14 protein-coding genes are annotated in these 13,121 nt (G+C 70.4%); 12 read left to right on the forward strand and 2 right to left on the reverse strand.

Translation table 11 applies throughout. From position 1 onward, the window contains the following. Window positions 1–8: 8 nt before the first annotated feature. Window positions 9–1,103, reverse strand: coding sequence for a DNA-processing protein DprA (gene dprA / locus AC07V5_RS08410; RefSeq protein ID WP_495115189.1), 1,095 nt, complete (start codon window positions 1,101–1,103; stop codon window positions 9–11). Between the two features lie 12 nt (window positions 1,104–1,115). Then, complete coding sequence (locus AC07V5_RS08415; protein ID WP_495115190.1) at window positions 1,116–2,279, reverse strand: LysM peptidoglycan-binding domain-containing protein; 1,164 nt, start codon at window positions 2,277–2,279, stop codon at window positions 1,116–1,118. Window positions 2,280–2,406: 127 nt separating this feature from the next. Here AC07V5_RS08415 and def point away from each other — a divergent pair, with 127 nt between their 5' ends. The 12 genes from def (at window position 2,407) to AC07V5_RS08475 (ending at window position 13,069) form a co-directional block, all read left to right on the forward strand. Continuing rightward, entirely contained in the window at window positions 2,407–2,943 is a 537-nt protein-coding gene (gene def, locus AC07V5_RS08420) for a peptide deformylase (protein ID WP_495115191.1), read from the forward strand. Beyond that, window positions 2,943–3,893, forward strand: a complete 951-nt coding sequence (gene fmt / locus AC07V5_RS08425; RefSeq protein ID WP_495115192.1) for a methionyl-tRNA formyltransferase — start codon at window positions 2,943–2,945, stop codon at window positions 3,891–3,893. Before def ends, fmt begins: the two co-directional genes overlap by 1 nt. A gap of 99 nt (window positions 3,894–3,992) precedes the next feature. Further along, the gene (locus AC07V5_RS08430; RefSeq protein ID WP_495115193.1) at window positions 3,993–4,685 is read left to right on the forward strand and encodes a class I SAM-dependent methyltransferase; all 693 of its coding nucleotides are present in this window, start codon (window positions 3,993–3,995) and stop codon (window positions 4,683–4,685) included. Then, window positions 4,682–5,416, forward strand: a complete 735-nt coding sequence (locus AC07V5_RS08435) for a VanW family protein (protein ID WP_495115194.1) — start codon at window positions 4,682–4,684, stop codon at window positions 5,414–5,416. Before AC07V5_RS08430 ends, AC07V5_RS08435 begins: the two co-directional genes overlap by 4 nt. Before the next feature lie 82 nt (window positions 5,417–5,498). After that, a complete protein-coding gene (gene htpX / locus AC07V5_RS08440; protein WP_495115195.1) occupies window positions 5,499–6,344 on the forward strand; it encodes a zinc metalloprotease HtpX in 846 nt (281 codons plus the stop codon). Between the two features lie 47 nt (window positions 6,345–6,391). After that, a complete protein-coding gene (locus tag AC07V5_RS08445; RefSeq protein ID WP_495115196.1) occupies window positions 6,392–6,754 on the forward strand; it encodes a hypothetical protein in 363 nt (120 codons plus the stop codon). A gap of 128 nt (window positions 6,755–6,882) precedes the next feature. Next, window positions 6,883–7,641, forward strand: a complete 759-nt coding sequence (locus AC07V5_RS08450; protein WP_495115197.1) for a head GIN domain-containing protein — start codon at window positions 6,883–6,885, stop codon at window positions 7,639–7,641. A gap of 25 nt (window positions 7,642–7,666) precedes the next feature. Next, window positions 7,667–8,386: an AzlC family ABC transporter permease gene (locus AC07V5_RS08455; RefSeq protein WP_495115198.1), complete on the forward strand. Its 720-nt coding sequence runs from the start codon at window positions 7,667–7,669 to the stop codon at window positions 8,384–8,386. Continuing rightward, window positions 8,379–8,708, forward strand: a complete 330-nt coding sequence (locus AC07V5_RS08460) for an AzlD domain-containing protein (RefSeq protein ID WP_495115199.1) — start codon at window positions 8,379–8,381, stop codon at window positions 8,706–8,708. The genes AC07V5_RS08455 and AC07V5_RS08460 overlap by 8 nt, the downstream gene beginning before the upstream one ends. 61 nt (window positions 8,709–8,769) lie before the next feature. Further along, on the forward strand, window positions 8,770–9,963 hold the full coding sequence (locus AC07V5_RS08465) for a phosphoglycerate kinase (RefSeq protein WP_495115200.1): 1,194 nt from the start codon (window positions 8,770–8,772) through the stop codon (window positions 9,961–9,963). A 36-nt stretch (window positions 9,964–9,999) separates the two neighbouring features. Then, window positions 10,000–11,742: a M48 family metalloprotease gene (locus AC07V5_RS08470; protein WP_495115201.1), complete on the forward strand. Its 1,743-nt coding sequence runs from the start codon at window positions 10,000–10,002 to the stop codon at window positions 11,740–11,742. A gap of 70 nt (window positions 11,743–11,812) precedes the next feature. Further along, window positions 11,813–13,069: a GGDEF domain-containing protein gene (locus tag AC07V5_RS08475; protein ID WP_495115202.1), complete on the forward strand. Its 1,257-nt coding sequence runs from the start codon at window positions 11,813–11,815 to the stop codon at window positions 13,067–13,069. Window positions 13,070–13,121: the final 52 nt, after the last annotated feature.

Below are 13,121 nucleotides of genomic sequence, written 5' to 3' on the forward strand. Positions count from 1 at the left end.
TAAGCTCGTTATCCCAGCCTGCGGCGCTGGAAAATCTGGCCTGCCAGCCGCGCGACATGGCCGTCGAGTTCCAGCTCCAGCAGGGCCGCGCTCAGCTCGGCCGCCGGCCAGCCGCTGCGGGCCATCAGGGCATCCAGGCTGACGGGGTCGAAGCCCATCACGTCGAGCAGGGCCTGCTGCTCATGCGGGGTTTCTCCGGCCGCTTCGGGCGCCGCAGGCGCATCACCCAGAGGGGGCAGCTCCTCCAACACGTCCTCGGCCGTTTCGACGAGCTTGGCGCCCTGGCGGATCAGCACATGGCAGCCGCGAGCCTGTGGCGAGTGGATGGAGCCGGGAATGGCAAACACCTCGCGCCCGGCCTCGACGGCCATCCGGGCGGTGATCAGCGAGCCCGACTGCACGGCCGCCTCGACCACCAGGCAACCCTGGCTCAACCCAGCAATGATGCGGTTGCGCTTGGGGAAATTGGCGGGCAGCACCGGCATGCCCAGTGCGTATTCGCTGACGATCAGGCCGCCGCCGGCCAGCAGCCGGGCCGCAAGGCCGGCGTTGCGCCGAGGGTAGACCTGGTCCAGCCCGGTGCCGACGACGGCGATGGTGGCGCCGCCGGCGTCCAGCGCGCCTTCATGGGCTGCGGCGTCCACGCCCAGTGCCAGGCCGGAAACGACGGCATACCCGGCGCGGGCCAGCGCCCGGGCGAAGGCGCGGGCGTTGTCGCCGCCCTGGGCCGTCGGGCTGCGGCTGCCGACGATGGCGATGGACGGGGCCGACAGCAGCTCGCGCCGGCCCTGCAGCCACAGCAGCAGCGGCGGGTCGGCGGTGGCCAGCAGGCGCGGCGGGTAGTCGGCATCGCCGAGCACGAGCAGGCCATGGCCGGGCTCGGCCAACCAGGTCTTGGCGTTGGCAATCAGCTCGTCCAGGTGCTCGGGCGGCCGGCTGAAGGCTTCGCGCTGCTTGCCCGGCAGGGCTTGGTCCAGCGCAGCAGCGGGCAGTTCAAAGACGGCTTGCGGGCTGCCCGCCATGGCCAGCAGGCGCCGTGCGGCACCAGGGCCCACGCACTCGGTCAGCCGCAGCCAGGCGGCCAGCTCGGCTGACGAGAGCATCGGCGTCGACCTTCAGGGCTGGGTGAAGCGGTCGCCCGGCCTGACCGGTTCCTTGACCGAGATGATCAAGGCATAGGACACGCGCTCATAGACCTCGAAGACGAAGAGCACGCCGTGGCGTTCGTCCGGCAGCTTGATGGGCTGGGCCTTCTCCTGCGTCTTGTCCATGACGACTTCGCCGTCGCGCCACAGCGCCAGCACATGGCCGCGCTCGACGCCGTCGCGCTTGCCGCGGTTCAGCGCGACGATCTGGTTCTGGCCCGCGTTCAGTGCTTCACCGTAGATGGCCGCGATCTGACCCGCCATGGCCTTGTCCGGGGCGTGCGGCACGTAGCGTTCGAGGTTGCGCGGCGGCGTGGGGGCCAGGCGGTCGCCGATGCCGACTTCCTGCTTGGCCAGCTGGATCTGCACGGTCGCCGGCACGATCTCGGTCTTGCCGTCGGCCACCGCGCGGTTCTCGCCGGGGCGGATCAGCTCCGCCGTGCCGACGTAGGGCGCCTCGTAACCCAGGACTTCCTTGGTGGTCGGATCGCGCAGCGTGCGTGCGGTGCGGAAGATGCGGAAATCCGTCGCGCTGGCGAAGTCGCCGCGGGCGTAGGCCAGGTCACCCCTGCCCAGCAGCACATGGCCTTCCTGGGCGGCGACGATGCGAGGCGCGGTTGCCAGCTGGTCGGTCTCGAAGACGACGGCGTCGGTCAGGAAGGGCTGGATCAGGTGCAGCGGGATGGCCGAAATGGGGTCGCTGTCCAGCGCCGCAATGCGCATCTGCGGACGCAGCTTGACGGTGTCGCCTGCCGTTCCACCGCTGATGCCCTGTGCCAGTTGCAGCCGCGCGCGGCCGTCGACCTTGACGAGCAGCAGCACTTGGCCGGGGTAGATCAGGTGGGGGTTGCGGATCTGGTCGCGGTTCATGCCCCAGAGTTCGGGCCAGCGCCAGGGGCTCTTCAGGAAGAGCTGGGAGATGTCCCACAGCGTGTCGCCGGCCTTGACCGTGTGGCTGTCCGGCGCATTGGGTGCCAGCTCGGAAAGCGGCACGCCGGCGCTGGCGACCTGGTCGGCCACGCGGCGCTGCTCTGGCGTGATGGGCAGTTGGCTGGTCTGGGCCCAGGCCGACGTCATTGCGAGGGCAAGGCAGGCCGCAAGGACGGGAAGATGGGCGGGTCGTGCAGCGGGCATCGGGCGCGGTCTCCGAGGGGATTGCCGGATCGGCGAAAATCCAGGCGATTCTGCCCGCATTCAACCTGGCCGGCCCCCGCTTGCGAGTGCTTACAAAGCACAAGGCGTGGCCGCCGACCCACATCTCATGGCCCAACTCGACATCCTTCGCTATCCCGATCCGCGCCTGCACACCGTCGCCAAGCCCGTGGCTGCGGTCGATGAGCGCATCCGCCGGCTCGTCGACGACATGCTGGAGACCATGTATGCCGCCGATGGCGTGGGCCTGGCGGCGACCCAGGTCGACGTGCACGAACGCGTCATCGTCATCGACACCTCGCAGGACCGCGACACGCCGCGCGTGCTGATCAACCCGGAGCTGGTCAAGGTCAGCGATGGCTGGGTCGACGGCGAGGAGGGCTGCCTCTCGGTGCCGCAGATCTACGACAAGGTGCCCCGCCACGCCCAGGTCACCGTGCGCGCCACCAATCGCGACGGCGAGGTCTACGAGTTCGACGCCGAGGGCCTGCTGGCCGTCTGCGTGCAGCACGAGATGGACCACCTGATGGGCAAGGTGTTCGTCGAATACCTGAGCCCGCTCAAGCGCGACCGCATCAAGACCAAGATGATCAAGAAGACGCGCGAGGACGAGGCCGAGGCGAAGAAGCGCAACCAGAGGTTCTGATGCGCGTTGTTTTTGCGGGCACGCCCGAGTTCGCCGCCGTCGCGCTGGACGCGCTTTTGCGCGCCGGCTTCACCGTCCCGCTGGTGCTGACCCAGCCGGACCGCCCGGCGGGGCGGGGCATGAAGCTGCAGGCATCGGCGGTAAAGCAGCGCGCCCTGGCCGCCGGCATCCCGGTCGCCCAGCCGCAGGGCCTCAAGCTGGACGGCAAGTACGCCGCCGACGCGGCCGCGGCCCGCGAGGCACTGCTGGCGGCGGATGCCGACGTGATGGTCGTCGCCGCCTACGGATTGATCCTGCCGCAATGGGTGCTGGACCTGCCCCGCCGTGGCTGCCTAAACATCCACGCCTCGCTGCTGCCGCGCTGGCGTGGCGCGGCGCCCATCCACCGCGCCATCGAGGCCGGCGACGCCGAGACCGGCATCACCATCATGCAGATGGACGCGGGCCTGGACACCGGCGACATGCTGCTGATCGGCCGCGAGGTCATCCGCGCTGACGACACGACCGCGGTCCTGCATGACCGGCTGGCTGAGATGGGCGGCCGCCTGATCGTCGAGGCCCTGCAGGCCGCCAGCCTGCCGCCGACGCCCCAGCCCGCCGAGGGCATCACCTACGCCCACAAGATCGACAAGGCCGAAAGTGCCATCGATTGGACCCGGCCCGCCGCGGAGATCGAGCGCCGCCTGCGCGCCTTCGACCCCTTCCCGGGCGGCATCGCGACGCTGGGCGACGAGGCGCTCAAAGTCTGGCGGGCCGAGCTGGCGCCGGGCGCAGGCGAGCCGGGCTGCGTTGTCGCGGTGGATGGCGCAGGCCCGGTGGTGGCCTGCGGTGCAGGTGCCCTGCGGCTCACGGAGCTGCAGCGCCCGGGCGGCAAGCGCGTCGGCGCGGCCACGCTGATGCTGGCGCACCCGATCGGTGTCGGCCAGCGGTTTTCGATGCCGGGCGGCTGACCGGCCAGCGGAAGAAAGTCTCCGGGGCCGTGGACGCCTCGCACCAGTAAGCTGCGCGGCGTCTCGTCTACCCCCGAGGGCCCTTTGACCCCGCAGCCTTTGACTTGCAACGACAGCGAAGAACAGGCCCTCCACGCCTACTACGACGGCATCGCCACCGGCTACGACGCCAGCCGTTTCGGCAACAGCTACGGCCGCTATCTCGACGCCCAGGAGCGGGCCATCCTGCAGCGCTGGTTGCCGGCCGCGCCCGGCGCGCAGGTGCTCGATCTGGCCTGCGGCACGGGCCGACTGCTCGGCTTTGCCAGCGTTGGCGTCGATGCAAGCGCCGGGATGCTCAACCAGGCCCGCGCCCACGCGCCTGATCGGCCGGTCATCCAAGGCTCGGCCACGGCGCTGCCGTTCGAGGACGCCAGCCTGGACGCGATCTTTTCACTGCACTTCTTCATGCACCTGAGCCGGCCCAAGCAGGCGCAGGTGTTGAGCGAATGCCGGCGCGTGCTGCGCCCGGGCGGCATGCTGGTGTTCGATGTGCCGTCCGCCACCCGCAGGCGCCTGCTGCGCCAGCAGCCTGCCGGCTGGCATGGGGCGACGTCGCTCAGCTTTGACGAGATCCGCGCGGCCGCGGGGCCGGGCTGGCAACTCGCCGCCCGCGCCGCGGTGCTGATGCTGCCGGTGCACCGCCTGCCGGCACGCCTGCGCGCACCGTTGCGCTGGATCGACAGCCTGCTGTGCCGCAGCCGCCTCATGCCGCTGGCCTCCTATCTGCTCGTGCAATTGCGCAAGCCATGAGGCAGCTGATCCCCGCCCCCTGGCGCCTGCAGCTGCGCCTTGCCCAACGGCACTGGCGAGACTGGCGTGGCGGCCTGCGCAGCCGCTTCGCCGCGCACGACGCTGCCCCGGGCCAGCCCGCCGACGTGCCGCGGCTGAGCGTCACCCAGGGCCTGGGCTCGGCCACCGGTGCGCTGCTCGACAACAAGCTGCACAACCTCGGCATCGCCGCCGTCCGGCTGGAGGCCCTCGTCATCCATCCCGGCGAGGTGTTCTCGTTCTGGCATGCGGTGGGTCGCCCCAGCGCGAGCGCCGGCTACCGCGAGGGCCGCACCATCACCGGCGCCGCCGTGGGCACCTCTGTCGGCGGAGGCCTGTGCCAGCTCTCCGGCATGGTTTACCTGCTGGCCCTGCAAGCCGGCCTGTGCATCCTGGAGCGCCACCCGCACTCGCGCGACCTCTACACCGACAGCACCCGCTTCGCGCCGCTCGGCGCCGATGCCACGGTCGTCTACGGCTACAAGGACCTGCGCTTCCAGAACACCGGCACGGCGTCGATCCGCCTGCGCTGCGTGCTCGGCGCATCGGCCGTGCGGGTGGACCTCTGCGCAGCGACGCCGCTGGAGATCCATGAGGTCGAATTTCTCGCCGAACCCTTGCCTGCCGCCACCCGTGTTCAAACCCTGCGCCGCGCTGGTGGGGCGCAGGCACCCGAATTGCTGAGCTGCGACGACTACCCCCGGCTCGCCTGAGCGGGCCGATCGTCCCGGCTTGAACGTGCGCCTTCAGGCACCATGTAGGCGGGGTACGCCCTGACTTGAGAGGATTGCCGCGATGTTCAACCTGCTGAAAACCGCCGTCTTGATGGCCGCCATCACGGCGCTGTTCATGGCCGTCGGTTCGTGGATCGGCGGCCAGACCGGCATGCTGATTGCGCTGGTCGTCGCCGTGGGCATGAACTTCTTCAGCTACTGGTTCTCCGCGGACATGGTGCTGAAGATGTACAACGCCCGCGAGGTGGACGCGAGCTCGGCGCCGCAGTTTTACGGCATGGTGGCCGAGCTGGCCCAGCACGCCGGCCTGCCCATGCCGCGTGTCTATCTGATCGACGAGGACGCGCCCAACGCCTTCGCCACGGGCCGCAACCCCGAGCATGCGGCCGTGGCCGCGACGACCGGCATCCTGCGCGTGCTGTCCGAGCGCGAGCTGCGTGGCGTCATGGCCCACGAGCTGGCCCACGTGGCCCACCGCGACATCCTCATCAGCACCGTCAGCGCGACGATGGCCGGCGCGATCTCCATGCTGGCCAACTTCGCCGCCTTCTTCGGTGGCCGCGACGAGAACGGCCGGCCGACCAACCCGATTGCCGGCATCGCGGTTGCCATCCTCGCGCCGCTGGCGGCCAGCCTGATCCAGATGGCCATCAGCCGTGCCCGCGAATTCGAGGCCGATCGCGGCGGCGCCGAAATCTCCGGTGACCCGGCGGCGCTGGCGTCGGCCCTGGACAAGATCCACCGGGTCGCCCAGGGCATCCCTCTGGCGCCCGCCGAGGCCCACCCCGAGACGGCGCAGATGATGATCATGAATCCGCTGTCCGGCGGCGGCCTGCGGGGCCTGTTCTCCACCCACCCGGCCACCGAGGAGCGCATCGCGCGCCTGCTGGCGATGGCCAGGCGCTGATTCAACGCCACCTCAAGTTCGCGCCCGCACAGCCGATACTTTTGCCAATGAAGCGCCTTCTCCTTGCCCTGCCCCTGCTCGCAGCCCTGTCGGCCTGCGAGCAGTTGGGCATCGACGACCCCGCCAAGCTGGCCGCGGCCAAGGAGGCCGAGGGCAAGGCCATCGGCAGTGCCTGCCGGCATGCCATGCGGGCCATCGAGGATTGCTATGTGCTCAACCCCAAGGCGCAGAAGGCAGCCGTCTACACCGGCTGGCGCGAGATGGACGAGTACATGCGCGAGAACAAGCTCGAAGGCGTGACGCCCGTCGTACCGCGCCCGGGCATGGTCAAGCCGGCGGCCGACGAGGCCGAGGCCAAGCCGGCCGAAAAAGCGTCTGAAAAGGCGCCCGAGAAGGCCAAGGGCCACTGACAAGGGCGCCGGGCCGGCGCGCCCAACTGCATTTCACGCCCCCGATCCTGCGCATCGTCGCCTGCCGCAGGCCGGCTCCGCGGCGGCCAGGCACCATGGGAACCATCACAACCCCGATGGAGCCCGCCATGAACACCAACCGCCGTCTCTTTGCCCTCGGTCTCGTTGCCGCCGCCGTCTTCAGCGGTTCCGCCCAGGCGTGGAGCTGGAGCATCAGCAGCGAGCGCGTCAACGGCAATGGCGACATCGCCACCGAGGCCCGCGACACGGGCGCCTTCGACGGCGTCTCGCTGACCGGCGGCTTCAATGTCGTCATCCGTCAGGGTTCGGGCAACAAGGTCGAGGTCAAGGCCGACCGCAACCTGCTGCCCCTGATCGAAACCCGCGTCGTCGACGGCAGCAAGGGCCGCACGCTGGAAATCTCGCCCAAGAAGGGCGTCAACGTGCACAGCTCGACCAACCCCAGCTTCGTCATCGAGATGCCCGCCCTGCGCGCCGTCTCCGTGGCCGGCTCGGGCACCGTCAAGGTCGAGGCGATGAAGACCGGTGGCGTGGATGCCTCCATCGCCGGCTCGGGCGACATCCGCTTCTCTGGCCTGGACGCCGAGCGCCTGGGCATGAAGGTCAGCGGCAGCGGCGACATCGTCGCGGCCGGCCGCTGCGGCAATGCCACCGTCTCCATCGCCGGCAGCGGCGACGTGAAGGCCGCCGACCTGGTGGCCGAGGAAGTCAAGGTCAGCATCGCCGGCAGCGGCGACGCCCAGGTCAACGCAACCAAGAAGCTCAGTGTCTCCATCGCCGGCAGCGGCGACGTGAAGTACGCCGGCTCGCCGGAGATCAGTTCGTCGATCGCCGGCAGCGGCAAAGTCCGTCGCATCGGCCAGTGATTGAAGTGCCGCCGAGAATGGCGGCATGAGTTTGATAGCAAGGCTGCGCGCGCTCGCGGCCGATCCTGATTTCCGCAGCGGCGCGCGCGACATGGCCTCGCCCTCCCTGGGGCTGGCCGCCTGGGGCCTGGTGACCGGCGTCACGATGGTGAAGAGCGGGCTCAGCCTGCCGCTCGCCATGGGCATGTCGCTGCTGGTGTTCGCCGGCAGCGCCCAGTTGACGGCCCTGCCGCTGATCGCCTCCGGCGCGCCGCTGTGGGTGCTGTTGGCCACGGCCTTCTGCGTCAACCTGCGCTTCGTCATCTTCAGCGCGCAGTGGCGCCACTACTTCGGCCACCTGCCGCGCTGGCGCCGGCTGATGACGACCTACTTCGCGGCCGACCTGAACTTCGTCTACTTCGTCAAGCGCTACCCCGACCCCGTGCCGGCGCCGCCCCAGCAGCGCTACTTCTGGGGTGGCGTGGCCGTGAACTGGCCCACCTGGCAGGTGTGCTCCTTCACCGGCATCCTGCTGGCCGACCGCATCCCGACGCATTGGGGCATCGGCTTTGCCGGCGTGCTGGCGCTGCTGGGCCTGTCCTATTCGCTGCTGACCGAGAAGGTGCTGTGGTGGGTGGCCATCACGGCCGGCGCCGTGTCGATTGCGACCTACGCGCTGCCACTGAAGCTCAACATCCTGTGCGCCATCGTGGCGGCCGGGGCCGTGGGCTGGTGGCTGGACACCCGGAAGGCGCGACATGAGTGAGTGGATGATCTGGATCGCGCTGTTCGGCCTGGGCGCCATCACCGCCGTGACGCGGGGCTTCTTCATGATCAGCGACCAGCAGCTGCCCATTCCCGACTGGCTGCGCGAGCTGCTCAAGGTCGCGCCGCTGGCGGCGCTGGTGGCCGTCGTCGCCCCCGAGATCTTCATGACGCAAGGCCAGGTCATCACGACCTGGCAGGACGCGCGCTGGCCGGCCGCACTGGTCGCCACCGCCTACTTCTTCTGGCGTCGCGACATCCTCGGCACCATCATCAGCGGCATGGTCGTCATGCTGCCGCTGAAGCTCGGCCTCGGCTGGTAACCACGCCGGAACGCGGGGCGGAGAGAATCGCGGCAGTTTTTCTACTCACTGCCCGCCCACCATGAACGTCATCCGCTTCTCCGACCTGATCGCCGCCGGCAAGGTGGCCGGCCAACGCGTCTTCATCCGCGCCGACCTCAACGTGCCGCAGGACGACAACGGCAAGATCACCGAGGACACCCGCATCCGCGCGTCGCTGCCGGCCATCAAGGCCGCGCTGGACGCCGGCGCCGCCGTCATGGTCACGTCCCACCTGGGCCGCCCGACCGAAGGCGAGTTCAAGCCCGAGGATTCGCTGGCACCCGTGGCCGAGCGCATGGCCGAGCTGCTGGGCCGCCCGGTGCCGCTGAAGGCCAACTGGGTCGACGGCGTGGACGTGAAGCCCGGCGAGCTGGTGCTGCTGGAGAACTGCCGCGTCAACAAGGGCGAGAAGAAGTGCGACGAGGGCTTGTCGAAGAAGCTGGCCGCGCTGTGCGACATCTTCGTGCACGACGCCTTCGGCACCGCCCACCGCGCCGAGGCCACCACCTACGGCATCGCCAAGTTCGCGCCCATCGCCTGCGCCGGCCCGCTGCTGGCGGCCGAGATCGACGCGGTCACGAAGGCCCTCGCCGCGCCCAAGCGCCCGCTGGTGGCCATCGTCGCCGGCTCCAAGGTGTCGACCAAGCTGACCATCCTGCAGGCGCTTTCAGCCAAGGTTGACGGCCTCATCGTCGGCGGCGGCATCGCCAACACCTTCATGCTCGCCGCGGGCCTGAAGATCGGCAAGTCGCTGGCCGAAGCCGACCTCGTCGGCCAGGCCAAGGCCGTCATCGACGCGATGGCCGCGCGCGGCGCTGCCGTGCCCATCCCGGAAGACGTCGTCACCGCCAAGGCCTTCTCGGCCGACGCGCCGGCCACCGTCAAGGCGGCTACCGACGTGGCCGACGACGACCTCATCCTCGACATCGGCCCCAAGACCGCGGCCAAGCTCGCCGAGCAGCTGAAGGCCGCCGGCACCATCGTCTGGAACGGCCCGGTCGGCGTGTTCGAGTTCGACGCCTTCGCCCACGGCACCGAGACGCTGGCCCGCGCCATCGCCGACAGCAGCGCCTTCAGCATCGCCGGCGGCGGCGACACGCTGGCCGCCATCGCCAAGTACGGCATCGAGAAGCAGGTGGGCTACATCTCCACCGGCGGCGGCGCCTTCCTGGAAGTGCTGGAGGGCAAGACGCTGCCGGCGTTTGAGATCCTCAGCCAGCGGGCAGCTGGCTGATAGGCTGATGCCAACCCACCAACGCGCCGCCGTTTGATGGCTCGCGGCAGCGCAACGGCCCCAGCGCTGCTGGCCGCCGTCGCGCTGGGCGCGGCGGCGCTGAACCAACTTTTCTGGCTGCTGCCCCTGGCGCTGATGCTGGGCCTGCCGGCGCTTTGGTGGGGCAATGCCTTCATCGCGGGTCTGGCGCTGGCCACCTTCCTGCTGCTGGCCTGGGTGCTGCAGCCGCGCCAGCCCTCGCCACCGCACGAGCTGCGGCCAGACGAGGCGCCGCGGCTTTACGAGCGCGTCCATGCGCTGGCCGATGCACTGCAGGCGCCGCGCGTGCATGCCATCGCCCTCGACGATGAGCTCAATGCCGGCGCCCTGGAGCTGAACCGCGGCGTGTCGCTGCGCCCCGTGCGGCGCGTGCTGGTGCTGGGCCGGCCGCTGCTGGCGGCCCTGGATGCGCCGGCCGTCGAGGCCGTCATCGCCCATGAGCTCGGCCACTTCTCGCACCGCCATGGCCGGCTCGGCCATTGGCTGTACCGCACCCGCCAGTCCTGGGTGGCCTTGAGCCGGCTGGAGGACGGCGATGGCCCTGCGGCCGACAGCTCGGCCTGGGAGCGTGCGGCGGCCGGCTTCGCAAACCGCTTCCTGCCCTGGTTCGACCGCCTCAGCCTGGCCCACATGCGGCGCTGCGAATTCGAGGCCGACGCGTTGGCGGCCCAGGTAGGCAGCGCGGCCGAACTGGTACGCGCGCTGGCCCTGCTGGAGCACCTGCAGGCGGCGCGAGCGCAGCTCGGCGACACGGTGGTACGCCGCCTGATGCGCGTTCATGCGGAGGTGCCAACCGATGGCCTGTTGCGCGAAGCGGTTGCCTGGCGCGAGCTGGCGCTGGGTTCCGCTGCCCCAGTCGTCGACGCCACGGAGGGCGGCACGCATCCATCGCTGAGCCAGCGCATGGCCGCCCTGGGCGTTGGCGCGCAGGACTGGCCCTGGCCCAGCGGCAGCGCCGGTGCCGAATGGTTGGGTGAGCGTTGGCTGCAGCTGTCGGGCGGGCAGGCCGACGCCGCCGGCGCGCGCTTGGCATGGCGCATGGGTCATCGGCTGTTGCAAGGCCTGGCGCCCGGGCCACGGGCGACGCCGGAGCGCCTGTTGCAGCTGGCGCTGGCCTTCGGCGAGCCCGCGCCGGTGCTGGCCGAGACACCGGCCGAGACGCCGCCGGCATTGCTGCTGCGTGCACGCTTCGAGCTGCAGGCCGGTCGCCGCGCGGCGGCGGCGGCGCTGCTGGAGGCCTGTCGCGCGCACAAAACGGCCGAGCGCGACGTGGCCACCCGCTGGCTGGTCGAGCACGCGCTGGGTGGCGACGCCGAGCAGCGCCGCCGCAACGAGGCCCGGCTGCGCGCGGTGCGCGCCCGTCGCGAGGCGGCGGTTGAGGAGCTGGCGATTGCACGCGAGCAGGGCCAGGTCGGCGAGACGCCACTGGAAGCCGCCGATGGCCGCTCGCTGGCCGACGCCTTGCGCGAATGCCCGGCCGTGAGCGAGGCCTGGCTGTTTGGCCAGGCTGAGACCGTGCAGGGCGTGGGCTACCAGGCCGCCGTGCTGCTGCTGCGTGTCGACCCGCAGCGGGCGACGGACCTCGACGAGGAGGCGCTGGCCGAGGTGGCCCACGAGTTGCTCAGCTGGGTCGCACCGCCGGGGCTGCTGCGGCTGGTGCTGACGCGCTACACGACCGAGGGCCTGCCGCCCAAGCTGGCGCAGGCCCTGGCCGCCAAGGGGTCGACACAGTTGTTCTGACGCGGCCCGATTTCACGTACGCCGGCGGCCCGCATCGCCGCCAGGCGCCACCGGCCTCCACAATGCCCGCATGGTCTTGCGCTGGCTACTCGCCCTGCTCGTCGTCGCGACGCTGCTGGGCCTATACGCCAACGAGCACTGGATGACGCGCCGGCTGGCGCTGGATGGCCGGGCGCCGCGCCAGAGCCTGCAGGTGGTCGATGACCGCGGCAGTGGCGGGCTCAGCCAGGCCGAGGTCTCGGTCGACAAGAACGGCGCCACCGCGATGCGATGCGAGATCCGCACCGGTTTCCAGTGGCCTTTCTGCGAGCTGCAGATCGAGATGCTGGGCCGCGACCTCGACCTGAGCACCTTCAGCCACATCCGCCTCTGGCTGCGCGCGGAAGGCCCGACGCTGGACCAGAGCCCGGCGCAGGTGCGTGTCTTCCTGCGCAATTTCGACCCCAGCTATTCGGCCAAGGGCGACGCCGTCAACCTCAAGCCGCACGAGGTGGTTTTCGCGCCCGGCGCGCAGCCGTTGCCGGTGGAACTGCGGCTGTCGCAGTTCATGGTCAGTTCCTGGTGGGCGCAGAGCCATCCCCTGCCCGTGCCGCTGATGGGGCCGCAGTTGAACCGCATCCGCGTCTTCAGCATCAGCACCGGCGGCCAGGCGGCGCCTGGCGTGCACGTGATCCGGCTCGACCGGGCCGAGCTGGTCGGCAACTGGGTCGCACCCGAGACCTTCCGCCTGGGCCTCGTCGGGCTGTGGATGTTCAGCCTGCTGGGCTACCTGGCCTGGGAAAGCTGGACGGTGCACGGCCGGCTGCGTCTGTCGATGAAGCGCTCGAAGGCGCTGGAGAAGATGGCGCTGCGCGATCCGCTGACGCGCGTGGCCAATCGCGACGGCCTGAACCGTGCGCTGGAGCTGCTGCTGCAGTTGCAGGGCGAGATGGGCTTTCCGCTGTCGGTCGTCTTCATCGACCTGGATCACTTCAAACGCATCAACGACGGCCATGGCCATGAGGTGGGCGACCAGGTGCTGGTGCTGCTGGCCCGCACGCTGCGCGCCAACCTGCCGCGAGACGATCTGCTGGCGCGCTGGGGCGGTGAGGAGTTCGTCGTCGTCATGCCGCAAACGCCGGCCGAGGAGGCCGTGGCCGTGGCCGAGCGGCTGCGCCAGGTGTTCGCGCGCACCGAATGGCCGGCCGGCCTGCAGGTGACCGCGAGCTGGGGCGTGGCCCAGGCGGCCGGCCCGTCCGATCTGGACGCGGCCTTGCGCGAGGCCGACCAGGCCATGTACCGCGCCAAGCACGAAGGCCGCGACCGGGTGATATCGGCTTCGGCATAGATCGCCAAAAAACCTGCATCGGCAGGGGCTGAAACGCGGCGTAACCTTGGGG

Source organism: Roseateles sp. GW821-FHT02E12 (assembly GCF_059421665.1).